At 33.5% G+C, this 26,869-nt stretch carries 34 protein-coding genes; 13 read left to right on the plus strand and 21 right to left on the minus strand.

Annotation, left to right across the window (positions count from 1 at the left end):
* The first annotated feature begins 47 nt into the window (after positions 1-47).
* Positions 48-692, plus strand: a complete 645-nt coding sequence (locus tag NST63_RS13735; protein ID WP_079991200.1) for a DNA-3-methyladenine glycosylase family protein — start codon at positions 48-50, stop codon at positions 690-692.
* 121 nt (positions 693-813) lie between these two features.
* Here the strand turns inward: NST63_RS13735 and NST63_RS13740 are convergent, their stop codons facing one another.
* Positions 814-1,911 (minus strand): DUF1646 family protein, encoded by a 1,098-nt coding sequence (locus NST63_RS13740; protein WP_212941171.1) that lies wholly within the window; start codon positions 1,909-1,911, stop codon positions 814-816.
* A 582-nt stretch (positions 1,912-2,493) separates the two neighbouring features.
* On the opposite strand from NST63_RS13740, the gene qoxA reads away from it, so the two are divergent.
* The 4 genes from qoxA (at position 2,494) to qoxD (ending at position 6,323) form a co-directional block, all read left to right on the plus strand.
* The gene (qoxA, locus tag NST63_RS13745) at positions 2,494-3,396 is read left to right on the plus strand and encodes a cytochrome aa3 quinol oxidase subunit II (RefSeq protein WP_341042576.1); all 903 of its coding nucleotides are present in this window, start codon (positions 2,494-2,496) and stop codon (positions 3,394-3,396) included.
* Between the two features lie 97 nt (positions 3,397-3,493).
* Positions 3,494-5,443, plus strand: coding sequence for a cytochrome aa3 quinol oxidase subunit I (gene qoxB / locus NST63_RS13750; RefSeq protein WP_078111026.1), 1,950 nt, complete (start codon positions 3,494-3,496; stop codon positions 5,441-5,443).
* The gene (qoxC, locus tag NST63_RS13755; protein WP_058005361.1) at positions 5,440-6,036 is read left to right on the plus strand and encodes a cytochrome aa3 quinol oxidase subunit III; all 597 of its coding nucleotides are present in this window, start codon (positions 5,440-5,442) and stop codon (positions 6,034-6,036) included. The genes qoxB and qoxC overlap by 4 nt, the downstream gene beginning before the upstream one ends.
* A gap of 2 nt (positions 6,037-6,038) precedes the next feature.
* Positions 6,039-6,323, plus strand: a complete 285-nt coding sequence (qoxD, locus tag NST63_RS13760) for a cytochrome aa3 quinol oxidase subunit IV (RefSeq protein WP_058005362.1) — start codon at positions 6,039-6,041, stop codon at positions 6,321-6,323.
* A 214-nt stretch (positions 6,324-6,537) separates the two neighbouring features.
* On the opposite strand, the gene NST63_RS13765 is transcribed toward qoxD, so the two are convergent.
* Positions 6,538-7,014, minus strand: a complete 477-nt coding sequence (locus NST63_RS13765; RefSeq protein ID WP_341042581.1) for a GNAT family N-acetyltransferase — start codon at positions 7,012-7,014, stop codon at positions 6,538-6,540.
* 363 nt (positions 7,015-7,377) lie between these two features.
* Positions 7,378-7,611 carry a hypothetical protein gene (locus NST63_RS13770; RefSeq protein WP_058005364.1) on the minus strand — a complete coding sequence of 78 codons (234 nt, stop codon included), beginning with the start codon at positions 7,609-7,611 and terminating at the stop codon, positions 7,378-7,380.
* Positions 7,612-7,930: 319 nt separating this feature from the next.
* Between NST63_RS13770 and NST63_RS13775 the strand changes: the two genes are divergently transcribed.
* The 4 genes from NST63_RS13775 to NST63_RS13790 are packed head-to-tail and all read left to right on the plus strand — an operon-like array spanning position 7,931 to position 10,626.
* Positions 7,931-8,239 (plus strand): hypothetical protein, encoded by a 309-nt coding sequence (locus NST63_RS13775; protein ID WP_058005365.1) that lies wholly within the window; start codon positions 7,931-7,933, stop codon positions 8,237-8,239.
* A 16-nt stretch (positions 8,240-8,255) separates the two neighbouring features.
* Positions 8,256-8,813, plus strand: a complete 558-nt coding sequence (locus NST63_RS13780) for a tyrosine-type recombinase/integrase (RefSeq protein ID WP_212941182.1) — start codon at positions 8,256-8,258, stop codon at positions 8,811-8,813.
* Positions 8,814-8,858: 45 nt separating this feature from the next.
* Entirely contained in the window at positions 8,859-9,356 is a 498-nt protein-coding gene (locus NST63_RS13785) for a cation:proton antiporter regulatory subunit (protein WP_212941185.1), read from the plus strand.
* Between the two features lie 4 nt (positions 9,357-9,360).
* The gene (locus NST63_RS13790; protein WP_212941188.1) at positions 9,361-10,626 is read left to right on the plus strand and encodes a cation:proton antiporter; all 1,266 of its coding nucleotides are present in this window, start codon (positions 9,361-9,363) and stop codon (positions 10,624-10,626) included.
* A 111-nt stretch (positions 10,627-10,737) separates the two neighbouring features.
* Here the strand turns inward: NST63_RS13790 and NST63_RS13795 are convergent, their stop codons facing one another.
* The gene (locus tag NST63_RS13795; protein WP_341042583.1) at positions 10,738-11,301 is read right to left on the minus strand and encodes a histidine phosphatase family protein; all 564 of its coding nucleotides are present in this window, start codon (positions 11,299-11,301) and stop codon (positions 10,738-10,740) included.
* Positions 11,302-11,353: 52 nt separating this feature from the next.
* Entirely contained in the window at positions 11,354-12,394 is a 1,041-nt protein-coding gene (locus tag NST63_RS13800; protein WP_212941194.1) for a M50 family metallopeptidase, read from the minus strand.
* A 383-nt stretch (positions 12,395-12,777) separates the two neighbouring features.
* Here NST63_RS13800 and NST63_RS13805 point away from each other — a divergent pair, with 383 nt between their 5' ends.
* Positions 12,778-12,996, plus strand: coding sequence for a DUF3951 domain-containing protein (locus NST63_RS13805; RefSeq protein ID WP_341042587.1), 219 nt, complete (start codon positions 12,778-12,780; stop codon positions 12,994-12,996).
* 60 nt (positions 12,997-13,056) lie between these two features.
* Here NST63_RS13805 and NST63_RS13810 read toward each other — a convergent pair whose 3' ends face one another.
* From NST63_RS13810 to NST63_RS13845, 8 genes are all read right to left on the minus strand, one after another.
* Complete coding sequence (locus tag NST63_RS13810; protein WP_058005371.1) at positions 13,057-13,266, minus strand: YjzC family protein; 210 nt, start codon at positions 13,264-13,266, stop codon at positions 13,057-13,059.
* 133 nt (positions 13,267-13,399) lie between these two features.
* Positions 13,400-14,176, minus strand: a complete 777-nt coding sequence (locus tag NST63_RS13815) for an APH(3') family aminoglycoside O-phosphotransferase (RefSeq protein WP_212941200.1) — start codon at positions 14,174-14,176, stop codon at positions 13,400-13,402.
* Between the two features lie 23 nt (positions 14,177-14,199).
* Entirely contained in the window at positions 14,200-15,066 is an 867-nt protein-coding gene (locus NST63_RS13820; protein ID WP_341042590.1) for a proline iminopeptidase-family hydrolase, read from the minus strand.
* Positions 15,067-15,086: 20 nt separating this feature from the next.
* On the minus strand, positions 15,087-15,698 hold the full coding sequence (locus NST63_RS13825; protein ID WP_341042591.1) for a hydrolase: 612 nt from the start codon (positions 15,696-15,698) through the stop codon (positions 15,087-15,089).
* Positions 15,699-15,899: 201 nt separating this feature from the next.
* Positions 15,900-16,289: an NUDIX hydrolase gene (locus tag NST63_RS13830; RefSeq protein WP_341042592.1), complete on the minus strand. Its 390-nt coding sequence runs from the start codon at positions 16,287-16,289 to the stop codon at positions 15,900-15,902.
* 353 nt (positions 16,290-16,642) lie between these two features.
* The gene (locus tag NST63_RS13835) at positions 16,643-17,167 is read right to left on the minus strand and encodes a GrpB family protein (protein ID WP_341042593.1); all 525 of its coding nucleotides are present in this window, start codon (positions 17,165-17,167) and stop codon (positions 16,643-16,645) included.
* Positions 17,168-17,209: 42 nt separating this feature from the next.
* Positions 17,210-17,548: an NIPSNAP family protein gene (locus tag NST63_RS13840; protein WP_341042594.1), complete on the minus strand. Its 339-nt coding sequence runs from the start codon at positions 17,546-17,548 to the stop codon at positions 17,210-17,212.
* A 14-nt stretch (positions 17,549-17,562) separates the two neighbouring features.
* Complete coding sequence (locus tag NST63_RS13845) at positions 17,563-18,021, minus strand: GNAT family N-acetyltransferase (RefSeq protein ID WP_341042595.1); 459 nt, start codon at positions 18,019-18,021, stop codon at positions 17,563-17,565.
* Positions 18,022-18,175: 154 nt separating this feature from the next.
* On the opposite strand from NST63_RS13845, the gene NST63_RS13850 reads away from it, so the two are divergent.
* Entirely contained in the window at positions 18,176-18,421 is a 246-nt protein-coding gene (locus tag NST63_RS13850) for a DUF2164 domain-containing protein (RefSeq protein ID WP_071975815.1), read from the plus strand.
* A 51-nt stretch (positions 18,422-18,472) separates the two neighbouring features.
* Here the strand turns inward: NST63_RS13850 and NST63_RS13855 are convergent, their stop codons facing one another.
* Together NST63_RS13855 and NST63_RS13860 are read right to left on the minus strand one after the other, a co-directional pair.
* Positions 18,473-18,940 (minus strand): GNAT family N-acetyltransferase, encoded by a 468-nt coding sequence (locus NST63_RS13855; protein ID WP_341044204.1) that lies wholly within the window; start codon positions 18,938-18,940, stop codon positions 18,473-18,475.
* A gap of 46 nt (positions 18,941-18,986) precedes the next feature.
* On the minus strand, positions 18,987-19,460 hold the full coding sequence (locus NST63_RS13860) for an 8-oxo-dGTP diphosphatase (RefSeq protein ID WP_212941220.1): 474 nt from the start codon (positions 19,458-19,460) through the stop codon (positions 18,987-18,989).
* Between the two features lie 252 nt (positions 19,461-19,712).
* Between NST63_RS13860 and NST63_RS13865 the strand changes: the two genes are divergently transcribed.
* On the plus strand, positions 19,713-20,174 hold the full coding sequence (locus NST63_RS13865) for a DinB family protein (protein WP_212941222.1): 462 nt from the start codon (positions 19,713-19,715) through the stop codon (positions 20,172-20,174).
* A 76-nt stretch (positions 20,175-20,250) separates the two neighbouring features.
* On the opposite strand, the gene NST63_RS13870 is transcribed toward NST63_RS13865, so the two are convergent.
* Entirely contained in the window at positions 20,251-20,829 is a 579-nt protein-coding gene (locus tag NST63_RS13870) for a LysE family transporter (protein ID WP_058005383.1), read from the minus strand.
* A 114-nt stretch (positions 20,830-20,943) separates the two neighbouring features.
* On the opposite strand from NST63_RS13870, the gene NST63_RS13875 reads away from it, so the two are divergent.
* Positions 20,944-21,498 (plus strand): helix-turn-helix domain-containing protein, encoded by a 555-nt coding sequence (locus NST63_RS13875; RefSeq protein WP_180211845.1) that lies wholly within the window; start codon positions 20,944-20,946, stop codon positions 21,496-21,498.
* A 134-nt stretch (positions 21,499-21,632) separates the two neighbouring features.
* Here the strand turns inward: NST63_RS13875 and NST63_RS13880 are convergent, their stop codons facing one another.
* The 5 genes from NST63_RS13880 to NST63_RS13900 form a co-directional block, all read right to left on the minus strand.
* The gene (locus NST63_RS13880; RefSeq protein ID WP_341042596.1) at positions 21,633-22,472 is read right to left on the minus strand and encodes a DUF4037 domain-containing protein; all 840 of its coding nucleotides are present in this window, start codon (positions 22,470-22,472) and stop codon (positions 21,633-21,635) included.
* A 257-nt stretch (positions 22,473-22,729) separates the two neighbouring features.
* A complete protein-coding gene (locus NST63_RS13885) occupies positions 22,730-23,695 on the minus strand; it encodes an ABC transporter ATP-binding protein (RefSeq protein ID WP_341042598.1) in 966 nt (321 codons plus the stop codon).
* Entirely contained in the window at positions 23,688-24,671 is a 984-nt protein-coding gene (locus NST63_RS13890) for an ABC transporter ATP-binding protein (RefSeq protein WP_058005386.1), read from the minus strand. The genes NST63_RS13885 and NST63_RS13890 overlap by 8 nt, the downstream gene beginning before the upstream one ends.
* A 10-nt stretch (positions 24,672-24,681) precedes the next feature.
* A complete protein-coding gene (gene opp4C, locus NST63_RS13895; RefSeq protein ID WP_212941225.1) occupies positions 24,682-25,605 on the minus strand; it encodes an oligopeptide ABC transporter permease in 924 nt (307 codons plus the stop codon).
* Positions 25,606-25,618: 13 nt separating this feature from the next.
* Positions 25,619-26,575, minus strand: a complete 957-nt coding sequence (locus tag NST63_RS13900; protein ID WP_078110818.1) for an ABC transporter permease — start codon at positions 26,573-26,575, stop codon at positions 25,619-25,621.
* Between the last annotated feature and the right edge of the window lie 294 nt (positions 26,576-26,869).

The following is a 26,869-nucleotide window of genomic DNA, read 5'->3' on the forward strand; positions in this document are numbered from 1 at the left end:
GATGAAGTTCATATCTAGTTAATCAAAAATTTAGGGAAGTGATTCGATTGAACCAAATAATATTACAAAAATTAGGAACTGCCGATCCTATCTTACAACAACTAATGAAACTTATTGGTCCGCTCAATATAAAAATAAGTGATGATCCCTATCAAGCATTATTACGATCAATAGTCGGACAGCAATTATCTGCAAAGGTTGCTTCCGTTTTAAATGAGCGGCTAAAAAAATTGACGAATTCCAATCTCTCACCGGAGACTATTTTAGCATTATCAGATGAGCAGTTAAGAGAGATAGGTATATCCTACCGAAAGATTTCGTATATACGAGATTTATCCGAAAAAATTACTAAAAAGGAGCTACTATTTGAACAATTTTCATACATGGGGAATGAAACGGTAATACAACAATTAACACAAGTCAAAGGAATTGGTCGTTGGACAGCGGAAATGTTTCTCATCTTCTCACTAGGTAGACTCGATGTATTATCCCTACTAGATATTGGTCTCCAACGTGGTGTCAAATGGCTTTATTCAGTTTCAAAAGAATCAGATGGTAAAAAACTTTTAGAAGAAAAAGGAAAAGCATGGGCACCTTATCAATCGATTGCCTCGCTATACTTATGGGAGGTGGTTAACCAAGAATATGTCGTTTCCTATCCTTCATTTGAGGAATACTTGAGATCTAATTAAATCTACGATTTATTTATAATTATTTTCAATGGATCTCACTTTTTACTGATTATAAAAAAGGGTTGTCTGATGAAAAGATATTGCTACCAGACAACCCTATTTCTATTTTCAGTTAAACATTTTAGAACAAAATATCAGTTATCAAAATTATAACAAAGTAAAGAACCATTGCTGCTAAACCAATTGGAAAAGCAAATCGTGCATATTCTCCACTTGTAATTTTCAGTTTACCAGCAGCTATAATGTTGGGTATATTTCCAGGAATAAGCATCCCCCCACTAATGAGGAGACCCATTAAGATATCTTTGATCGTAGTATCATTCATCGCAGGACTTATTTCCGCAGCAGCTAGTGTCGCATTATCTAAAACAGCAGAGAGCATATTAATCCAATACATAATTAAAGGACTTAAATCAAGTAAGTACGCTTCAATAAATGGTTCAAAACCAGCACCAAGAAATGTTAAAGCCATTACAAATAAATAAATCTTTAAACTGCGAATAATAATCTCCGCATAGGACTCAGTCTGTGTGCCTGTATCTGCTTTTGCGCTACCCGTTTCATTCTCTTTAGATCCTGCTAGTTCACTTGCAGCAGCTATTTCAGATTTCCAGGCAGGTTCATTTAATCTACCACCCGGTTTCACTGCAAAAGCGGCGATAATTCCAAAAACAATCACTGCTGGAATAACAGAAGTTCCAACTAATTTAAGTAGATAAAAGAAATCTTCATCCAATTTACTTACAACAATTGTAGAAAGTGGTTCACCAATCGGAGTTAACACTGCCCCCATACCGATTGCAAAACATGCTAACACAACGAGACGAATCTCGGATTTTCGGTCCAGTCGTAATACACTAATGACCGCAACTAGGATGATAGCAGCTACAATGGCTGTAATAATACTTGATACAATTCCAAGAACGATGACAAAAAGGGCAATAAATAAGCGATATGGCATTACTGAGCTAATCCACAGGATTCCTTTCTCAATCGGTCGTTGGAACCAGCGAAAAACTAATCCGGCTATGAGTACTGCAAGAGTAATATTAATCGGATGGATGATTGCTTCCTTAACAAGTGACCATGAGTAAACTTGGCTTACAACAACAGCTAATATTCCCATTATAAATAAAAATATTTCTAAATTTCGTTCAACAAATTTAGTAAAGGGTAATATTAAAACAAGTAACAATATAATGGATAATCCAATAATCATTGATACATCTCCTCCTTGTATTTTATAATTGATAATTTTGATGATTCTGTAATTTAAAAAAGGCAATTAGGTACCTAATTATTTAATCATCTTCAATGAAAACTCAAAAAAGCCTGTCACAAAAGGGACATACTTATCCCTTGGTGACAGGCTCCTCCAAAAAAATTTATCTATTAAATTATCAATTATAAATCAAAAATTTGTAATCTATAAATTAGTATATCATAAATACATGCTTTTTGACTAGATAACTTCTAAAAAATTTTTCAACAAATAGCAAATAGTAATAATGAACAAAGGTTTATGTAATAAAACCAATCTATATATACTTAAATTTAAATATGAATTTTCTAAAAATAGTCATCCTTTTATTTTACCTTATATTAAAGAATAAAGCTAATAAACAAATGAAACTATCCTTCCTTTTCTGTGTTTATCTTGAATAATTGGTGACAATTCTCTCTCTTTATTCATGAACTTTATGTGAAGTCACAATCATTCTACAGATAAATTTAATAAAACATATTAAGATGATTTCAAATTAGCTTTCAGAATTTTATCTTTAATTGAAAGGAGTTTTTTATGAAAATGAAATGGTTAATCTATTTAGCGATGTTTACTATAGTGACTGTACTTTCAGGCTGTGAACCTTTAATGGTACTAGATCCTAAAGGACCTCAAGCTAAAACACAAGCTAATGACATTATGATTTCTATATTCATTATGTCATTTATTGTCATTGTAGTTTTTGGTCTTCTGCTTTTTATGCTAATAAAATTCCGAGCTTCTAAGCAAAGCAAGGATTATGAGCCACCACATATTGAGGGAAACCCGATTGTAGAAGCAATCTGTGTTGGAGTACCAGTCATCATTGTTATTGTTCTTTCAATCATGTCGGTTAAATCCAATTATAAAGTAGAGGCGACTCCGAAAGGTTATGGAGATCAAGAGCCATTAATCATATACGCGGCAACCTCCAATTGGAAATGGCATTTTAGTTACCCAGAGGAGGATATCGAAACGGTAAACTACCTTTATATTCCAACGAATCGTCCAATTGAATTTCGATTATATTCATATGGGCCAATCACTAGCTTTTGGATTCCTCAACTTGGTGGTCAGAAATATGCAATGTCCGATATGGTCAATACTTTACATTTAGCTGCCGATGTTCCTGGTGAGTACATGGGACGTAATGCCAACTTCAGTGGGAAAGGCTTTGCTGAAAACACATTCAATGTCAAAGCCATGTCGAAAGATAAATATGATGAGTGGGTAGAAGAAGTGAAGAAAACAGCCAAACCTCTAACTGAAGAAAAATTTGATGAGCTGTTAGAACCAGGTCATGTGGGTCAATCCACGTTCACCGGTACTCATTTGGATTATGCACCTGCTCCAGAAGGGGAAAATGCTGGTCATCATCATGGCTCTAACACGAAAGATCATTCTGTTGAGACTGAGGAAGAAAATCATGAAAACCATTAAACAAATAATTCATGATTCACGCCCCCCTTACCTATAAAGCTGTTTAAACTTAAATTTCTTTACTTCTAGAATTTGATCTTGAAAGGAGTTAAAAAGGATGGACTTTTTTGATAGATTTGCCATACCACATCCTAGTTTAGCAATCTATGTTTCTATGGTAGCAATTGGTCTTACAGTTATAGCAATTCTCGTAGGATTGACCTATTTTAAAAAATGGGGTTATCTATGGCGTGAGTGGCTAACGACAGTGGATCATAAACGAATTGGGATAATGTATTTAATTTCTGCTTTACTCATGTTATTCCGTGGTGGAGTAGATGCAATCATGATGCGTGCGCAACTTGCCGTACCTGATAACAAATTATTAGACGCTCAGCATTACAACGAAATTTTTACTACGCACGGAATTGTAATGATTATCTTTATGGCAATGCCCTTCATTATGGCTTTAATGAACTTTGTCGTCCCATTACAAATTGGTGCTCGCGATGTTGCATTTCCACGTTTAAATGCTTTAAGTTTCTGGTTATTCTTTATGGGGGCAATGTTATTCAATATATCATTTGTTGTCGGGGGTTCTCCTGATGCGGGTTGGACTTCTTATTTCCCACTAGCGGGAACTGAATTTAGTGAATCTGTTGGCTCAAACTACTATATGATCGCTATACAAATTGCTGGACTCGGAACATTAATGACAGGAATTAACTTTATTACAACAATCTTAAAAATGAGAGCACCAGGAATGACATTAATGAAGATGCCGATGTTTACTTGGTCTACCTTAATAACGAATGCAATTATTGTTTTTGCCTTTCCTGTTTTAACAGTATTACTTTTAATGGGAACGATGGATCGATTATTTGCAACAAACTTCTTTACAACGACAAACGGTGGTATGGATATGCTGTGGGCTAACCTATTTTGGGTATGGGGACATCCTGAAGTATATATCTTAATTTTACCGGCATTTGGAATCTATAGTGAAATTATTTCAACGTTTGCACGCCGAAACTTATATGGGTATAAATCGATGGTTGCTTCCATGGTAATTATCTCCCTTCTCTCATTTTTAGTATGGGCACATCATTTCTTTACAATGGGTCAAGGGGCACTAGCAAATAGCATTTTCTCAATTACAACGATGGCGATAGCTGTTCCAACAGGTATTAAAATCTTCAACTGGTTGTTTACACTTTGGAAAGGGAAAATTACGGTGACTACACCTATGCTTTATTCACTTCTATTCTTACCGATTTTTACTATCGGTGGTGTAACAGGGGTTATGCTAGGAATGTCAGCTGCAGATTATCAATACCATAATACAATGTTCTTGGTTGCACATTTCCATATGGTAATCATTCCTGGTGTGGTATTCGCGATGCTTGCAGGACTTACTTATTACTGGCCAAAAATGTTTGGCTTTATGCTCAACGAAAGAATCGGAAAATGGGCAGCATCAATCATCGGAATTAGTACTCTAGTAGCGTTTATGCCAATGTTCTTTAGCGGATTAGACGGGCAAGCGCGACGCATGTACACTTATTCAGCATCCACTGGATTTGGCCCTTTAAATATGATCTCATTTATCGGAGCATTAGGACTTGCCGCTGGTTTCATTTTAATTGTTTATAATATCTACTACAGTACTCGTTACGCAACAAGAGATATCGGCTCAGACCCATGGAATGCACGTTCTCTTGAATGGGCTACACATACTCCTGTACCAGAATACAATTTTGCCATTTTGCCGCAAGTTCAATCAAATGAAGCATTTTGGGATTCAAAGAAAAATAAGTACTCCTTATTTAATGGAAAATATGAAAAAATTCACATGCCAAATAAAAGTGGTTTACCATTTATCATGGCTAGCATCTTTTTTGTCTGGGGTTTTACATTTGTATTTAGTATCTGGATTCCATTAATTTTAACAACAATAGGTATTTTTGCTTGTATGGCTTACCGCTCATTTGAGAAAGACCATGGTCACTATATTGATGTTGCAGAAATTATTGAAACAGAAAATAAATTGGGAGGTATAAAAAAATGAAAATAGATCACTCACTCCCTCTTGAATATCGCACAGAAGAAAATCGCTTAAAAATTATTGGCTTTTGGATATTCTTAGGCGCTGAGGTGATGCTATTTGCAACACTTTTCGCCTCATACTTTACATTATATAATCGAACCGGAAATGGTCCTAGTGGTGCAGAGATATTCGATATTACACCTGTACTAATTGAAACAATTTTACTTTTAACAAGTAGTTTTGTAATAGGATTAGGAATCCACGCAATGCGGATCAATAATAAGAAAGCGATGATCATCTTCTTTACGATCACACTTCTCCTTGGATTGGGATTCTTAGGTTTTGAAATTTATGAATTTATACATTACGTACACATTGGAGCAGGATTACAGACAAGTGCATTTACTGCAATACTTTTAACCACACTTGGCACACATGGAGCGCATGTTACATTTGGATTATTCTGGGGTCTATTTATCATTTTACAGGTAAAAAAGAATGGAATAAATTCAGAAACAGCGAATAAGTCATTTATCTTCTCCCTTTACTGGCATTTCCTTGATGTCGTTTGGATCTTTATATTCAGCTTCATCTATTTGAAAGGAATGATGTGAACATGAAGGAATTATTTCCAATGAAACAAGTCATGGGGTTTGTCTTTTCTTTACTATTAACTACTGTTGCACTTGCAGTTTACTTTCTTGATTTGTCATTCTCTGTCGGCATGACAATCCTTCTCTTAACAGCCTTTATACAAGCAGCCGTACAATTGGTCGTCTTTATGCATGCAGGTGAAACAGAAGATAAAAAGCCAATTTATATAAATATTTATTATGGAGTGTTTATTGCCCTAGTTACTATCTTCGGGACATTATTGTGTATGGTATGGGGTTATATTTAAAAATAGCGGTTAAATTTACATTAAAAAAGGGTTGCAGTTCAATTTTAGGTAGTTCCGATAACGTGGAGAAAACTTAAAAATGCAGCCAAATAATATACGATTTCGTAATATAAATAACAAGTAAATTTACAATTCAAATAGCTAACAAAAGGCTTGGGAAACATCCCAAGCTTTTTCCTTTTATTTACTGTTGTGTTCAACTAAAGCTGCTTTGTTAGTTCAATATAATCTCCATTTTTCTACTCTTCGTTGTCATCCCAATTGACCTATAAAATTCAATGGCAGATGTATTTTCCTCAGATACCCCCAACTCAATACTATCAACTTCTACGCTTCTTCCAAAATCAAAAATGTATTTAATAAGTTTTTTTCCGATACCTTTCTTTCTATGTGTTTCAGCAACGCATAAACTCTTTATATATAATACTTTCCTTGCTTTAACAAAAGTATTTTCAGTTACTTCTTCTTCCTTTGTCACTACAACACCAACTATATCATTACCTATTGTAGCCACAAAAATATGCTGTTTACCCTCAATCAATTGACTTTCAAAAAACTCTTGTGCGACTGGAGTGAAATTCTCTTTGTAAATATCCGGTCTTACAAAAACGTGGAATTCATGAACCTGTCTAAATAAAGGCAACAATGACTCATAATCGCTTTGCTTAGCGTTCCTAATAAATATATCCATTTTTTTCACTACCCCCGATATTTATTTTTAATTGGTATTTTCCACTTCTCCTTCATACCCAAAATGTTTTATTAAAATGATTCTGCTCGTTAGTTGAAAAACTAAAATTTCCAATATCCCTAACTCTAAATTACTAAATAATATTATACATCCTTGAACTTACTTTTTTGAAATACTTAGGATATATAAATTTACGTGCAAATCATGAACATATAATTCAATTTAGCCAATAAACTTAAATCCTAGTTCGACTAATTTTCATCTTCCTTTCCCCTTTGTAAAAAACAAAAGGGTTCAAATCATATGTGATTTGAACCTCAAACAGTTATGTCAAAAGTAAATATACCCCTTTATAAAAATTTACTAATTTGTCATTTTCTCTCGATGGTCAATCTTTCCTAATAGCTCCTCAGTGATTACAAAGAAGACACCCATTAAGAAGATAAATACAGCACCCATTACTGTACCTATTCCAATCGCAGTTAAAACACCGGAACCGCTTCCAAAAAAACCAAAACTAAATACAATACTCCCTACAACGAGTAGAAAACTACCGATGTATTTAACAGCATTAAGTAGCTTTGCTTTAGCTCCCATACGATCATCCCCCTTGCATTATATTATTCATTTTCTTCACATAATTGTCAATTATTTTTCAAGTTTTTTTCAATTTCTCTATCCAAAACCACTTGACATTTTCGAGCACCTCAAAAGATTAGACGGTTTTTGAAGTATTCTTAGTGCTGTTACTAAATACATTTAGAATTCTGCTTATGTTTTGCATGTTACATAACATTATGTTAAGCTATAATTAAGTAACATTACTTTATAGTATTTTTCACTTCTTTTCTCCTTTAATAACAAGATATTTTACCACGTATAGCTATAAATATTTAATTGTTGGGAGGCAACTAAATTGGGCATTTGGTTGGCAATTATTCTGTTAACGTATGTCTTAATATTAGTTATGTCCTATGTAACCATTACCTATTTAAATGAAAATAAAGAACAAAGCTGCAAGATCATCAATCAAGCCTTTTATAATGCATTTAATGTGCTCTGTTTTAGCATCCTCACCGTTCTAATCTTCGTAGAACTACCGCATATCACTGTAGATACACAAACAACAAGTTATTTAATACTTGCTAGTAAATTCCTTTCAATCCTTACACTTGGATGTAGTATTTATGTGATTAGTAGAAAAATACGGGATAAAAAAAGCTGAAAGCGAGTGTTTTGTAATGGAGTATGTTGAAGCATTAAAGGATATAAAGCAAATTAATGCAATTAAAAGGTATTTAAAAAAACACTCAGAGAGAGATTATGTTCTCTTTACTTTGGGGATTAATACCGGGTTGAAAATAACCGAAATCTTAAAAATTAGGGTTGAAGATGTTTTAGACGAGGATGGGGTGAAAAACTTCTATATCCTGCCACATCATGATAAAACGAAGGAAATTTATCTTAATCATAAAGTAAAACAAGCGATTATCCATTATATTCAGAATCAAGAGCTTACTAAAGATGACTTTTTATTTAAATCTCCTAGAACTTCACAACCCATCACTCGACAACAAGCCTATCGAATCATTCATCAGGCGGCAGAAGCAATTGGTATTGTTGGAAAGATTGGAACAAATTCAATGAGAAAAACTTTTGGATACCATGCTTATAAACGTGGAATAGCTATCTCAATTTTAAAGGAACATTTTAATCATTCGACCCCTTCTGAAACATTGAAATATATTGGAATTTCTAAAACCGAAAAAATCAGAACAGAAATTGACGTAAACCTATAAAAAAAATTTATATATAGGAGTTTTTAACTAAAGGAGGAATAGAAAATGAATATTCGTGAAATTGAATTACCTGGAATTGGTAAGAAGTTTGAAATTGTTACTAAAAGCCTTGAAAAGATCGTCGTTATTATTCATGATGACGGTCGCAGAGATGTCTATTATTTTGACCCAGATGATTTTGATGAATCAGTAGCTAATATTTCATTAGATGACACAGAGTCTAGACAGATTGCCGCTATAATAGGAGGAATGACTTATGCTCCCAAAGCGTTAGAAACAATTGAAATGACATTTGATGATTTAGTGATTGAATGGTTTAAAGTTGATCCTACAGCAATCGCTAACCAACAAACAATAGGACAACTAAGTATTCGCCAGACATATGAAGTAAATATTATTGCCATCATCAAAATTAATCATCAAAAAATTCATACACCTGGACCTGAAGCCCTTTTAGAAGCAGGAGATACAGTCATCATCTCTGGCCAACGTAATCAGGTGAAAAAATTCGTAAAAGATATTCTTTCAAAGAAAGGTGGATGATTAAATGACAAATCACTTAGTTTTCGAAGTCGGTACAGCACTTCTATTAGTATCAATTGGGGCATTGTTGGCGGGGAGATTGAAGTTTTCCATTATCCCCTTTCTTATTCTTTTAGGTATGTTTGTTGGTCCACATGCTCCTAAAATCGGGATATTTGATTTTACATTTATTCAGAGCTCCGAAATAATTGAATTTTTTGGACGTATCGGTGTATTATTTCTACTATTCTATTTAGGACTAGAATTCTCTGTAGGAAAATTAATCCGCTCTGGTCGCTCAATTGTTATAGGTGGAACCATTTATGTTGTTCTTAATTTCACTTTAGGACTAGTGTATGGTTTTGTTGTTGGATTTCCTGTGATGGAAACCCTGATTATTGCTGGTCTCGTAAGTGTCTCCTCTTCAGCAATTGTTGCAAAAGTACTCGTTGATTTAAAACGAACCGCTAATTCTGAAACTGAATTAATCTTAGGAATTATTCTGTTTGATGATATTTTCCTAGCATTATTTTTATCTGTAATGTCTGGCCTGCTATTAAGTGGATCTACGACTATTATTGGTACCCTCATTTCAGTTTGCATATCACTTGGTTATATGATTCTATTTTTCGTGATTGCTAGAAAAGGTACCCCCCTCCTTAATAAACTACTAAATATTAAATCTAATGAAATTTTTATCCTTGTTGTCTTTGCCTCCCTATTTTTTATTGCAGGGATTTCTGAGAAATTACATGTTGCTGAAGCCATTGGGGCTTTGCTGCTTGGTCTCGTTTTTTCTGAAACAGAGCACCGTGAACGTATCGAGCATATGGTTATGCCTTTTAGAGATTTTTTCGGCGCATTATTTTTCTTTAGTTTCGGTCTAAGTATTGATCCATTTAGTTTAGGTGGAGCAGTATGGCTAGCCTTAGGAGCAGTCATCCTTACTATCCTGAGCAATTTAATTGCTGGCTTAATTTCTGGACGAAAAGCAGGTCTTTCCTATAAAGCTGCTTCAAATATTGGATTGACCATCGTTTCAAGAGGAGAATTTTCCATTATTGTGGCAAATTTGGGGCTTGCAGGTGGCCTAATGCCTATTCTAAAACCATTTACCGCTGTCTATGTATTAATATTAGCGATTATTGGACCACTTTTAACAAAGGAATCCAAGAATATTTACAAAATGCTTAATAAAATATTTAAATGGGATCAATCGAAAACACAGAAAAAATCAGATCGTTCCATTACTAAAAAAAATAATGAAAAGGGAATTGAAACTGATCTATAAACTACAAACATATTTAGTTCATTAGATAAAAAGGGATTGTTCTGTAAATTTCGAACAATCCCTTTGTCATCGTCAAAAATGATTCACAAATACTCCAAGTAAAACTCATTCCTAATTTGTTCGATACCATAATCGATGAACATCAATGAGTTTTGTATGATTAAAGGTCATTTTATAAATATCAGGCATATCAAGCTGTTGCCAAAATTGAAAATCAAATTTATTATTAAAATGATTCATGATGAGGACCATAATATTTCCATGAGTACCAATCACGATATTTTTCCCTTTATATCTTTCTACTACTTCTAAAGTAACCTTAACTCCCCTTTTTTGAGCACTGAGATTCGATTCCCCACCTTCCCAAGAATATGTTGGATTCTCCCACACTCTTGAAATAGCAACCTGGAAAGCTTCTACCTTTTTATCAGATAATATTCTTTCCTTAAAATCTTCCATAATTAGTATTTCTTTATCCAGCAACTTCGCAATTCCTTCAACCGTTTGCTTGGCTCTTAAATATGGACTAGAGATGATTAAGTCTATATTCTCTTCTTGCAAAAGATGAGTTATTTGTTTAACATCAGTAAATCCTCTTGCAGACAAAGGACGGTTGTATTCATCTGGTGAGTACGTTGAGTGTGCATGTCTAACAAAATATAAATTAGTTTCCAAACCTTCCCGCTCCCATCTAAAATAATTCTCCAGATTTTCTACTCCCTTTTTATTAAGCTATTTTTTCTTTAATCAGTTCTGTTAGCGTTTTTTCCGCTTTAAAAAATCCATATAGTGATTCATATTGTTCTACATTTTTCTGAACCTTATTTAACAATTCAAGTGCCTTTGTTTTATTATCTTGTAAGTATGCAATCATAGCTTCGCCCCTGTGAAAAGATAGAGGCTCAATTCTCGAAAGAAATTGTTGATATTCTGAAATCATCTCCAATTGAACATCCTCTGATAAGAAATGTTCGATTTGTTTCATATGAATGATAAATCCTAATTGTTGCTTATTTTTCTTAGTGACAGGAATGGCAGCAAATTCTTTCAACGCATTTACCGCTGAAGAAAATCCAGCTTGTTCAATTTCAAAATAGTAGAGGAACATCGCATATTGTACATGATCAATAGATGGCTGCATTTGTCTCGCTAATTGTATCTGTTTAGAATCCCAGTCTTTTGGTTGCTTTTTACTAAGTAATTCTTTGGATATATTTATTTCATTTATTAGCTTAGTAGTGTCTTCGTTATTCTTTAATAAAGAGAGGACTACATACCCATCTGTTTGCATATTGGTTTTCACTGGGATGATCGTTGCAAAGAAAATAGCACTATTCATGATGCCTAAATATAAATAAAAAGAGTTAGTATATTGTCTATATAGTAGAAAGCTTGTCATAGCTATGATTAATGAAAGTATAGGTCCACCAACTGCATACAGCATCATTTTTTTAATATTGTTTCCATTAGGTGGTGTCATCATTGCCAATCCACCAAAATGAAACCAATGTTTATTCTCTTTTAAGCAAAAACCTTTCTTTGCTTTTTCAATTAGCAATGGTCCAGTTGTAAAAAAGACAAATTGATAGCCACTCATTTTTCCAAATATAACATGCCCTAATTCATGTAAGGTAATTGCTAACCACAATGCCAATAATAGACTTCCTATCTGCATTGTCGCTCCCATGCTTTGCTTCAAATATAATCCTATTGAAAGGATAATAATTACAAAAAGAGTGACCCATTTTGGTGTTAAAATTGATTTCATCTGTCTAAACTCCTGTTTTGTTTTTTTATTGTAATGTCACTATCATCTCTTCAAAGTACTCTCTACATTCACAAACCAGTGTGTTGTTTGTGGGAGTAATGCCATAGTATAAAAAATCTGTGTTTATTAACTATTCTTATCATTTCAATCTAATCATTCAGTTATATATCATTTTATGATATATCATTTTGTGATATATATAAAAGTAATATAGCAGTCACATAGTAAAAACGCAACCATAATTTCTTTAAAATTCCTATAAATCCAAAAAGAAATTTGTTAAAAAAGACAATTTTTTATTTAAGAACTTTTGAAACTTTTGAAATTAGATGACGTATGAATAATATAAAAGACTTGAAACATCAAAATAAAGGAGAGATTATATGATTATTTTATCTTTTCTTTCTATTTTATTTACCCTAATGATTGTTTTCTTGATAGGTCTCATTATCTTTAAAATCGTAAAAAACAGAATGCTCCCGAGTAATTCCTATACTCCTTTTGATTATATTACTGCACAATCTACTGTAGAATTTCATGAGGAAAAGGAGGAATCAATCGAGGAAGTAAAAAGTGGTGATAAAGATGCTACTTTACACTAAGAAATATTTTTATAAATAACTTCAAAAAAAAAGCTTGCATTTATGCAAGCTCCTTTACTTCTATTTTACTAAATGCCAACGATGTTGGCGATTTCTAGTTTTCTTTTCACCTTTATGTTCTATCGTAACAGTATAAGTTTCTAACTCTGGAAGTTTATCCCCTTGCTTTACTTCGACACGTTTTGCGTTTTTTACCTTACCTCCACCGTGTCCTACCTCAACATAAGTACCTGTTTGAGTTGCGGTTTCCCCTGATTTTAATGTCGCCATTAAAACAACTCCTCCTTTACATATATTTGGTTACCTTTCTATTATAAGGAATATAGCACGACGATTGTATAGGCAATTAGTAACATTCTGATAACTTAACTTTTTGGGACGCGGGGTCAGACCCTGTGTCCCACTAAAAAAACTCATCCATTAATTGATAAAAGTTAATTTTCGCTTTGTCATATCTTTGCATTCCATATTCATTGAAAAAATACGGGAGCATTTCTTTACCAAAATTATACGTAATACTTCTTACTGCAAGTGCTAAATCTTGATATCTATCAGATATTCCTGCTCTTCCCATATCAATAAATCCATTTATTTTCCCATTTTGCAAAATAATATTGGGTAAACAATAGTCTCCATGGGCAAATACTAAGTCTTCATCCTTGGGAACCGAATCCTTCAAATGTTGAAAAAGGACATCGGAGGGAATTCCTTTTCTTTCCTCATCAAAATCATCCTCATTCACTAAACCTTTTTCAACTCTTAACCTTGCCTCTTCTAATTTTTTTTGTACTGTCTGATCAAAAGGACATTGATCGATTTTTATTGAATGGATCATTTTCAATCCTAATGCTAATTGTTTCATTAAATCGGGTACAGACGTTGTTTTATCTATTTCAACTGAGGCATCTTTTCCTGCTATTTCAGAAATCAATAAGTACTCATTTATATCATCTTGTTCATAATAAAGTACTTTAGGAACTGGTAATTTTCCTTGAAGCCATTCCAAACGTTCCTTTTCATTCAACAATTTCTCTTTTGCATTTATGGATTGAATTTTTAAGAATTGATGATAATTATCACCTTTTACACGAAATGTATTTGACTCTGAACAGCCAATAGTGATTTCTTCCGAGCTGCAACCTTTTAAAAGGCTCTCGAGATTTTTAGGTAATCTATCCATAGCCCTCCACCTTTTATTTCATCCTATTGTTTTTCAACATGGTCTAAAAAACTTCTTACTCTACCAATATACTCAGCTGGTTCTTCCAAATACGGTAAATGTGCACTTTGTTCATATACATGAAAAATTGATCCCGGTAAACAGTGACTATATCCTTCAACTGTTTGCGGTGTTGCTTCATCATAACGACCACAAGTAAACATTGCAGGTACTTGAATTTCTTTTAAGCGTTCTGTTACATCATATCCCTTTAAATTTCCAGTAGTGCAAAACTCTGAAGGCCCCCACATCGTATTATAAACAATCGAATTCGATTTCGCGTAAGGTGATTCCATTTCCTTTGGTCTTGAATCTAGACGATACACAAACCGCTTATTAAATTCCTTCATCGCAGTTTTATACTCCTCTGTATCTGTGGTCCCTTCACGTTCACATCTAGATAAAATCTCTTGAACCTCTTCAGGCAATTGTTTCAAATGCATTTCTTGATCCATTTCCCATTGTGGTACGCTTAAGCAAGGGCTAGAAAAAATAATACTTTGTACCCCCTCAGGCTGTTTCAGTAAATAGCTTGCTGCTAGCATGGTTCCCCATGAATGTCCTAGTATGTGAAGTTTCGAGAGGCCAAGCGCTTCTCTAATTTGTCCTAATTCTTCGACAAACCGATCAATATTCCATAATGAATGATCGGTTGGCCGATCCGACTTTCCTGACCCTAATTGGTCATAAAAAATTACTTGTCGATCATTCCCCAAATTTTCAAGATGCATAAAAGGAACATGTGTCCCTCCTGGTCCACCGTGTAACAGGATGATTGGAGTCTTGTTTCCATCACCAACTATTTTATAATATACATTCCCGCCTGTAACAGCTATGTATCCTTCTTTCACATTTCTCTTCCTTTCTAATCTTAGACTAGATCTAAGTCTTTTAAATGATATAAAGCTTTTTCAATTGATGTTTCAATATAGCCAATGATTTGATTAAAGGTAAATACATTTAGATTTTCATCAAGAACTGCTTCTTCATATTGTATATCTTCATAAAGAAAGGGCAAAAATGCTTTTATATCTTCAATATGTACTTCATTTAGATCACAAATCCCATCAATTGTATCCGTATTATTTATTTGTACTTCATGGATTTGATAATAGTTTAATAGTTTCCCATTTAATAAACGAAAATCATTATGATATAGCTCTAATATGCCTTCGTCATTATCCATTCTGTTCTTTAGCCACGGTATGTAAAATCCTTTTAACCAAAGGTCATCTGCAATAAGATGTATATAATAGCCTAATAGATAGCCTGAGGGAAACATTTCTTTATACTTTTCGAAAAATCCATTAAAATCAATACTTCTTGAAAAGTCCTTTAAATTTCCGATATAAAAATGGGAGAGTTCCTTTGAAGTTACAGCATCTGGAGCTACTCCACCTAATAAAAATGCTTCCTTATTCGAAATGGAGATTTTATTTGTTATTTGTTCAGCGATAATGAGATGCATGATTCTAGATCCCATCGGTCACCCTCCTTGGAAAAAATCAATTGTCTGAATTAGATATAGTTATTTGCCTTTGTAAGCTTTACTACTAGATTTTTACACCTACCGAATAAGTATTTAAACGTTTTGATCCATTATTTACCTCTCTTCTCAGCTCTATAAGGAGAATTGCAGTTCTTAACCTATTATTAGTTAACACATTATTGAGATAAGATTTTTTTAATTAAACAATTGATGGATCTTTTTAGCCATTTCTTTTGGCCTGACGTCCAATGAGGCTAATCTACTTATGTCAACCCAAATAGGCTCATAGAAGCCTCTGCTCTTATCGGTATATTCCAATCCTTTACCTGTTCCAAATACTCCATCACGTATTTCCGCTAAATAAAAATATTGAATTCCATTAAAGTAAGCACGACCAAAATCATCTATAATCGTTATCCGTACCCCTAATTCTTCGTAGGCTTCTCTCATGGTCGCTTCCTCAGGAGTTTCCGAACTCTCAATACCACCACCTGGAAAAACATAATAAGTGCACCCATCTTTTATCCGTTTAATTAAAGCGACTTCATGATCTTTTATAAGAACCGCAGATCCTCTATGACGCAAAAAATTAAGCTCCTTTCTAAAACGTTGTTGCCATTTAAGTAAAGTATTAACAAATAACTATCAGTTGAAGACCGCTACACCTTTCATTTCAATAAGAAAAGATCTACTAACTATATAAGAATCGCTGCCTCATTTCCCTCTCTGTGGCCACCAGGAAAGTCCCACCCTCTATGATTTAAATCAACTAGTAACAGCTTTCCTTTAAAAAAGCAAAAACCATGCACACTCGTAATTAATTGTAGTTTTGGAGCTCCTTACTAGTAATCCAAGTAAGTTGAACTGTTGAATCTCCCCAATTTACAAGGATAGAAGCCATTATATTTCCTCCTAACACTCAACATATAAACTGCTTTTCAGTATGAATGGGTGCTCATCCACCATTTTAATGCTTTCTTTTCCAGCTCCAATACAAGACTTTCTTTACCATCTATATATGAATCAATATTGAATGGAAAACGTTTAGCTAATTCCATTTTCAAGTCACCGTACATTTTTACTGCATCGGGATGTTCACGCAGATAATCTCGAAACGCAAGATGTCTAATAATCTGTTTATTGTCTTTTTCATAGATGTGAACATGATGGGTTCGCTGGTCTCCACCCTTTTGAAAATATCTTCGTTCAGGTATCCCGTTTTCTCCCTTTGGCACATAACCAAGTGATCTCATTTCTCCATTAAACTTATTCACCAATTGAATATCCTTTACCACAAGCAGCATATCAATAATAGGCTTTGCTTTTAAACCTTTTACAGATGTACTACCAAAATGATGGATCTCAAGAAGCTCTGTGCCAAAGATTTCTGTTAATTTTCGTGCTTCTTCCTGAAATAATACAATCCAATTTTCATTGTATTTAGTAACCTCTACTTTTCTCATCGACATTCATCCTCATATACTTTATGGAAAAAATATACTATTTTATATAACAGTTGATGTTAATACTTCGTTTCTTACTTCTACTATGTAATTGCGATATACTTGTTCTCTACCACCATTTTGTTCATACCAATTAGCTATTCGTTGTAAATGAGAGGAATCACTTTTAATTTTCGCTTCGATCCTTTGATAATCATCATAGCTGTCATATTCCCATATGGCGAATATTTCCATCGTATCGTCTTCATTTGGCTTCATCCATCTTCCGATCAAACGCGAACCATGTTTTAATTGGTTCGGTAAATTCGTTTCATTAAAATGCTTATTAAAAATATCTACAAACTCCTTTTTTACTATATAAAACTTTCGTCGATAAAACATTTTAATCCTCCTAATCAAATTTTATTTAATTGTTTCTCGAAACAACTTATTGAAAGAGATTCATTCACGACTATTTCTTCAATCTTCTGAAAACCATTTTTATAATAAAACTGTACAGCTGGTGTATTTTTGGAACCGGTTGATACTTTCATGGCAACATAATCTTCACTGCGCAAAATGTGATCAAGTAGATGTTGGGCAATTCCTTTTCTAAAATGATTTGGGTGTACAATTAATCGATGTATATCAACTATTCCCTTATTCACTTTAAATGAAATCACACCGCATAATTCTTCTTCAATAATATAACCATAGAAAGTCTCTTGGCATTTTTGGATATGTTCCACTGTGTCCTTTAATGGTGGGATATCATAGTAACCGATAATATCTGCCTCAACACGATATGAGGGAATTTGAACCTTCAAGATTTTCTGAGCAATATCCCGATGTTTATTTTCTAATTTTATTATCATATTAAACCCCCATGTTAATTTCCAACGATTCTTGTAACAGTTCCTAATAAACACTAATTCTCCAATGTACATAATTCATTATAAAAATAAAGTCTATCATTTTGTTCCTTCAAAAGTATAATTATACTTAATTATTATTTAAGGAGTGGTTTACTTGTTTATTAAACTTACTAAAGAACAAAAACAACTTATGATATCAGATATTCAATACTTTTTCTCTCAAGAAAGAGATGAAGAAATATCGGAATTTGCTGCTGAAAGAGTATTTGATTTTATTAAAGAATCACTAGCTCCTCACTTTTACAACGCAGCAGTAAACGATGTAAAAACGGTCGTTGAACAGCAATATGCCTCACTAGAAGATGAAATTCTAACTCTTGAGCGCCCGATCAAAAAATAATTATGTTGAAACTTAAACAGAGTGAATGGAGATCATTCACTCTATCATGATTTAATTAGGGAAATATTCCATTGGTTCTGTACATTGAACATAACCATTTTTATGATAAAAATTTACACTATCATCACTTGGCCAAACAATAACAAATTCATAATTATTGTCCTTTATCCATTCATTTATTCTTGATAGTAATCTGCTACCAATCCCTTTATTTCTATACTCTTTAACGGTATAAACATTAGTGATATAGGCAAAAGGTTTTGTAATCCTACCAGGTCTCGGAACTTTTTGTATTAATTCTATATATATATGGGAAACAATTCTCCCCTCATTTTCAGCAATCCAGATAAACCATTGATCACCATCTAAATATTTCTCCAAAAATGTTCGGCATTCTTGCTTAAAATCTTCAAAGTCAGATGGTTGAATCTTATTCTCATAATCTTCTTCAATAGTAAAATCCCATCTCATTTTTATTAATTGATCAATGTCTTTTTCTTCAGCAAGTCGAATCTCTATAAGGTATCCTCCCGATTAAAAACTTGTAGTTTTTCATGTTCCAGTATTATGTTTTTCTAATAAATACTTCACCTTCAGTATTTTTTTGATTATCCCATTTAACATGGATTTCGAAGGTTCCTTCCTGAAAAAATAACGGAAATCTTCTCCGAATGGACTGCTGCATAGGTAACTGATCGATTTCATCTATATTAACCCATACTGGCTTTCCTTCAGATGAATTTTGCAGTAATTGCCCTTCAAATTCATTGGTTATATAATTAAAAATAATGTATCGATCATTTTTTTCTGGATTAACATACTCATATATGCCTTTATACTTTAGGTTTTTAACATCCAATCCGGTTTCTTCTTTTACTTCTCTGATTGCACATTCAACAAAGCTTTCTGGGAATTCTACTTTTCCACCAGGAGGTATAAAGCCATTAAAATGATCATGCTGTCGATCTAGTAATAGAACTTTATCCTGATTCTGAATCATACATACAGTCCAAAACTTATAATTAATTTCCTCGTTCAAACACTTTTCCTCCAAATTCTTTCTTTAGTAAACTTATAAAATTAAACCCATTCAAATTCAAATTGTAGTTTATATAAGCAAACTTTCGACAATTACTGTAAAAATTCCTGCAAGGACACCTATCCGCATATGACATTATCTATAGTATAGTCTTCAAATAATTTGTACTGATTGATAATTAAATAAATTTTAAAGGAAAATTTCTATCTTTGTCGAATAATTAAATAGTTTACTATGAGGAGGAATATATGGATGAATCAACGTCATGAGGTTTTGTTTAACCAACTAAAGAGCTATCGTAGTTATATTCTAGATGTACTCGAAAATGTAACAAAGGAAGAAGCAGACATCGTTCCAAATGGATTTAATAATAACATTCGTTGGAACATGGGGCATATCTATCTTGATCAGTATTTATGGATTCATGCATTAACAAAGGATAAATTGGTAGAAATAGAACCACTTCAAACTTGGTTTGGCTTTGGAACATCACCTACTCAATTCACCTCTGAAACCCCTTCCTATGAAGAATTAAAGTGTTTATTAAAGAAACAGCCTTCTGATATTAAAGAAACATATGGAGAGAGATTAGAAGAGGAATTTCCACCAACTGAAATGGGTATGCATACAATTGAACAAGTGCTTATTCGAACCATCTTTCACGAAGGAATGCACCTGCAAGCCATTCTTGATTTAAAAAAATGTATATTATAGAAACACCTGTGAGTTGTCTTATAAAATGACTTCCCCTTTAAAGACAACTCTTTTATTCAAATAACTTTTTACACTACTAGATAAATATTGATATAGCAACATATACCAATAGTAAGGCCATTACTATATTAAATTGGTTTTTATATTTTGAAAGAAATTTCTGAAAAACAGAACCGAACATTCCCCAACAAAAAGTACTTAAAAAACCTATAAATCCTAGAAATATCGAATAGAGAGTAATACTAATAGTTGATGATTGAAAAGGAAGAATAAACGTTGCTACTACAGTTAAACCGTATAATATCCCCTTTGGATTGATAAATTGTAGAAGCATTCCTGTAGTAAAGCTATTATTTTTTTTATCACCTTCAGAATTACTATCTTTACTCGTTATAATTTTCACAGCAAGATAAATCATATAAACAGCGCCAATCACTGACATGGCAAGTTCAATTTTGGGAATATAGTTTTTTAAAAGCAAATTAAAATAACTGCATAACATCATAATGATAAAAAAACCTGTACCAACACCTAAGCAAAAACGAATGGTCTTTTTCAGTCCATAATTATGTGCAAATACCATCGCCATTATATTATTGGGACCAGGAGTAAAGCTGGCTACAAAAACATATAGTAAAAACGACATGATCGGCATTTCCTTCCCACCTTTCAAGAGGTATGTTATAATGACTAAAAAGGTCAATATAACGACTTTCTAATTTATTGTATATGAACATCACTATAATGTACAGAAAATTCGGAGGTAATTATGGAAGAAATTCATCAAATACTTGCTAAAAATTTAAAAGGAATAAGGGAAAGGAAAAAATTAAGCTTAGAAAAAGTATCCGAACTTACTGGAGTAAGTAAAACCATGATCGGTCAAATAGAAAGAGGTGAATCAAGTCCTACACTTACAACGATATGGAAAATCGCAAATGGGTTAAAAACATCTTTTACCTCATTAATTAATGAACCACAACCTCAGGCAAAAGTTGTTTTTCGTCATGAAATTCAACCATTAATCGAAGATAATGGCAAATATAAAGTATACCCTTATTTTCCTTTCCAAGAAAATAGGAGATTTGAAATATATACAGTAGAAATCGAAGAAAATGGGTTCCTACAAGCTGAAGCACATCAAGAAGGAACAGAGGAATTTATTACTGTTTATGATGGAATACTAACTTTATATGTAAATGATTTAAAATATACAATAAAAACTGGGGATTCTATTCGTTTCAAAGCTGATAGGGCACATACATATCAAAATACTGGTGATTCAATAACACGTCTTAGCATGACTATATATTATCCCTCCTAGGAGCAATCAAAAAACGTCTAGCAATTTTTTAGTTTGCTCCTTGTTTTCCTTGCCAAAATGGGTTATTGATCCCATTAATAATTAATATTTTATTTTTCCTCGTTACTAATCATAAAAGATCTATTTTCAAATTTTTAAATATTACTATTCTTAGGTCTTAAAAATGCTGATTGATTTATAAATCTGGACAAATCCATTTGAGGATATTCCCTTTGAACGATTTCATATAGTTCTTGAATAATCTCTTCAAGTATTTGAACACTTTTTTTGGGAGGTTCTAGTAGTATAGAAGATAATCGTTTTGCACTATCCTTTGGTGTGATTTTCATAGCCTCTAATGAATATCTTTGCCATTTAAAAGCAGGATGGTGGACATAATGCCGATTTAATCCAAACAACACGCCCATCACATTTGAATGTACCGATACAATAACTTGATGAAGCATCAACCAATCTTCACGTGCAAGTAATGCCTCACGATTATTCCATCGATTCCCCATATCTAAGTAATGCTTAATCATGGCTTTACTCAGCTCATTTGGATAATGTGTCACCTTCTTTTTAAGTTCATTTATCACGTTATTACCAAATAGAACATGACCGTTCTGAACAGTTGCTACAAGACATTGTTTAGCTAATTCAATATCAAAATTTTTGATTACATCATTAATGATTCTTTTAACTGTAGAGGTTAAAAAGTTACTAATTTCCAATTTTACTCCTCTAGTAATATAAGTTTCTGACCATTCTTCCTCTTCATATGGGTAAAATTCAATGATACTACCATTTGTAACCTTTATAGGGGATAATCGATCTTCATCCAAGGGAGCTTCCTTCCAAAAAATAAATAACTCTTTGTCCGAATATTCATCATCCCAATTACGCGAAACGGAGCCTCCAAGTAATACAGCCTCTACTTTTTTATTTTTGCTATAAATTTTTGATAAATCAGACGCCAATAATTTTAAATTCAAAGTTTCTCACCCTTTTGTTCGTTTCTTTCCTATATAATTGTTTTAAATTGAAAACCATAAATAATCATATAACACCTATATTTTTTTGATCTTTAAGTACGATCATACCATTTTCATTTTGTAAGCGGTATAAGGCAATATAAAACATATAAATTTTTATTATTTAGTTCTACTCTTTCAATAAGAGTAAATAAAAAAGCAAAACTTAAAAAATAAGCTTTGCTTTTCTTACGTTTACACTAATAGTAACTTTTTAATTAGACTAAATGACAGGCAACAAAATGATTGCTCTGCACCTCTCGATATTCAGGTATCTTTTGTGCACAAATATCTGTAGCCAAAGGACATCTTGTTCGAAATTTACATCCAGATGGTGGATTGACCGGACTAGGTATATCTCCTTTTAATATAATCCGCTCACGCTTGATGGTTGGATCCGGTATAGGAACAGCGGAAAGTAGTGCCTTCGTATATGGATGTAAAGGATGATCAAACAACTCTTCTTTTGTTGAAAATTCAACGATGTTCCCTAAATACATAATCGCAATCTTTGTACATAAGTGTTCTACTACACTTAAATCATGCGAAATAAATAAGTATGATAACCCATGTTCACGTTGTAAATCACTAAATAGATTAATGATTTGAGCTTGAATAGAAACATCAAGTGCAGCAACAGGTTCATCCATCACAATAAATTCAGGGTTTAATGCCATTGCTCGAGCAATGACAATTCTCTGTCTCTGACCGCCAGAAAATTCATGCGGATAACGGTCAATATGATATGAAGAAAGGCCACATTTCTCTAGAACTTCTAATACCTTCGTTCTTACTTCTTTTTTAGATACTAATCCATGCTCAATCATTGCTTCACCAATTGCGTCGCCTACGCGAATGCGGGGATTCAAAGAGCTGAAAGGATCTTGAAAAACAAGCTGTGTCCGTGTCCGAAGCTCTCTCAGTTCTTTTTTTGATAACGCAAAAACATCCCTACCCTTAAATGAAACCTCACCATCTGTTTTATCATGAAGTCTTAAAATCGTTTTTCCAATGGTTGATTTACCGCTTCCGGATTCACCGACAAGACCGAAAACATCTCCTTTTTCGATTGTAAAGCTAACATCGTCAACAGCTTTTACCGAATCTCCAAATTTTTTAAACATTCCTTTGGATACAGGGAAATATTTTTTTAAATTTTTCACTTCTAATAATGCTTCACCCATTTGTGACACCTTCCTCGAAAAGCCAACAAGCAACATGATGTTCGTCTGATACTGTTGAGAATGACGGTTGTTTGATGCGACAATGATCCATGGCATATTCACAACGATCTGCAAAATAACAGGATTCCTTTAGATCAACGAGATTAGGGACTTGACCTGCAATCGTATAAAGACGATCTTTCCTCTCTCCTATAACTGGTTTTGCTTTTAATAAGCCTTTTGTATAAGGGTGTTGGGGGTTGGAAAACAACTCCAGAACAGGACCTTCCTCCACAACCTTTCCAGCATACATGACGACTACATAATCAGCCATTTCAGCAACAACTCCAAGGTCATGGGTAATCAATAAAATTGATGTATTTAAATTCTTCTTAATCTCTCTTAAAATATCTAAAATCTGTGCTTGGATCGTTACATCCAATGCTGTTGTTGGTTCATCTGCAATAATTAATTTAGGATCACAGCTTATCGCAAGTGCAATCATAATCCTTTGAAGCATTCCACCGCTTAATTCATGTGGATATTGATTTATAATCTTCTCAGCATTTGGAATTCCCATCATCGTGATAAGCTCCATTGCTTTTTTATATGCATCCTTTTTACTTAGTAATAAATGTTCTTGAAGCGGTTCTATCATTTGCTCTCCTATGGTAAAAACAGGATTTAAAGATGTCATTGGTTCTTGAAAAATCATGCCAATATCATTTCCACGTAAACGCCGAATATCTTTTTTATTTAAATTCAAAAGATTTTTTCCAGAGAAATATACCTCTCCGCCATCTATCTTCCCATTTTCCGGAATAAGCTGCATTAATGATAATGCTGTAATACTCTTGCCACACCCTGATTCACCAACAATACAAACCGTTTGACCCTTATGTATCGAAAAGCTAACATCATTCACTGCTTTTACAACACCATTTTCTGTGTAAAAATTAGTTTGTAAATGATTTACCTCTAATAGCACCTCGCCCATTATACTATCCCTACCTTCTCATTTTCGGATCAAGAGCATCCCTCAGTCCGTCTCCAAGTAAATTTATCGATACGACCGTTAGAAAAATAACTGTTCCAGGTGGAATCCATAGCCATGGTCGTTTTCTAAAATCCATGAAATTATTCGCTGCATCCATCATATTTCCCCAAGATGGTGTCGGTGGAACAACTCCAAGTCCAAGGAAGCTTAATGCAGATTCACTTAATATCGCCCCTGCAACATTTAATGTTGCAACAACTAGTAAAAGTGGCACTGTATTCGGAATTAAATGATGTAAAATTTTTCGCTTATCACTTAAGCCTAGTACTTCCGTTGCCATCATAAATGACTGTTCCTTCAGAGACAAAATTTGCCCGCGAACTAAACGTGCAAGACCTGGCCAACCAACAAAACTAAGCATAATCATTATGATATAAAGACGATATTCAGATGGAACCTTCCACTCAGATAAAATGGCAGCAAGAATTAGGAGTAGCGGTAAACCTGGAATAGACATTAAAATATCTGCTAAGCGCATAATTACCATATCAACTATCCCACGATAGTAGCCAGATATTGCACCAAGTAATGATCCGATAACAATCGATAAAAACATGGAAGCTAAACCAATCGTCAAAGAGATTTGTCCTGCCATCATCAAACGAGTCAATACATCCCGTCCATAATTGTCCGTACCTAGCCAATGGGCACTACTTGGAGGCTGATTAATATCGGCAACATTTGTCCGATCAAGAATATAAGGTGAAAAATGTGGGCCAATAAAACTTACTAAAAACATAAATATTAAAAAGAATAAGCTGCACATCGCCCATTTATTTTTTTTCAACCGACGGTATGTTTGCTTCCACAAGGAAGGAGATTTCACTACACGTTCTGTTTTGTGTTTCTTTATTAATGAGGTTTCTGATTGCAATTGACTTCCCTCCTTATTTTAATCTGATTCTAGGATCAACCGCCGCATACGTGATATCAGCCAAGAAATTCCCAATGATCGTTAAACTTGATAGAAATAATGTAAATGCCATCAACACAGGATAATCTCGAAAACTTACAGACTCTAATTGAATTCTTCCAACACCAGGCCAATTGAATATTTGTTCCATAATAATTGCTCCGGAAAAAAGTCCTGGCAATTCAAATGCTAGTAATGTAATAGCTGGAAGAATTGCATTTTTTAGCGCATGTTTAAAAATCACCGTACGTTCCTTCAATCCTTTCGCACGTGCAGTACGTATAAAATCTTGTCGAATAACCTCAAGCATTCCAGTACGAAAATATCTTGTTAACGATCCAACACTAAGAAGGGTAAGAATAATTACCGGTAGTATCATATGTTTACCTACTTCAAGAATATAAGCAAATCCTGTACTATGACTTCCTGTATCAATCATTCCACCGATTGGTAATATTTGTAGATCTACACCAAACCATTTTATGAACAATAGACTTATAAAAAAAGATGGAAAGGACATCGCTGCAAAAACCAAAAATGTAACACATCCATCAAACCATGAATATTGCTTGATTGCCGAAAAAACTCCTGTTAGAAGTGCAATAGTCCAAGTTAAAAATAAAGCGATAATAGCTACAATGAATGAATTCCAAACATACTTATTTAACAGGGATATGACATTTTCCTGATGTTTTAAAGAATAGCCAAAATCACCATGTAGTGCATTTCCGAGCCAAGTAAAATATCTTTGTAAAATCGGTTGATCTAGTCCATATAATGCCTTCAATTCCTGGGCTCTTTCTGGAGATAAATTAATATTGGAATCAATATAATCACCCGGAAGCATCGCGAACAGGAAGAAAATAATAAACGAGGTTCCAAATAAAATGATGATCATCTGTAAAAATCTATGTAAAATATACCTCTTCATCTTCTATCCCCCATAGAATAAGTTAGTTTAAAAAGTAGGCTGTTTTCGTATAGCTTGTTGCTATTGTAAAAGCCAAACTGCCGGATTTTACTTCCAATAAAGGATTCTAGCGGTTCTAATGGAGATTGCTGCTCTTTCTCAGTAAAATGATACGTGTTGCGTTCCTCAGTCGATAGTTAATCGTTATAACTTTACTTAAATAGCAACAATGTGTGAGAAAAGAGCCAAAAAGTAAAGGGGCTGCTCCCTTTGCAAATATCTTGGAGAAAACGTCATTTTCACTAAAATAATATT

Source organism: Heyndrickxia sp. FSL W8-0496 (assembly GCF_038007825.1).
Taxonomy (GTDB): Bacteria; Bacillota; Bacilli; order Bacillales; family Bacillaceae_C; genus Heyndrickxia; species Heyndrickxia oleronia.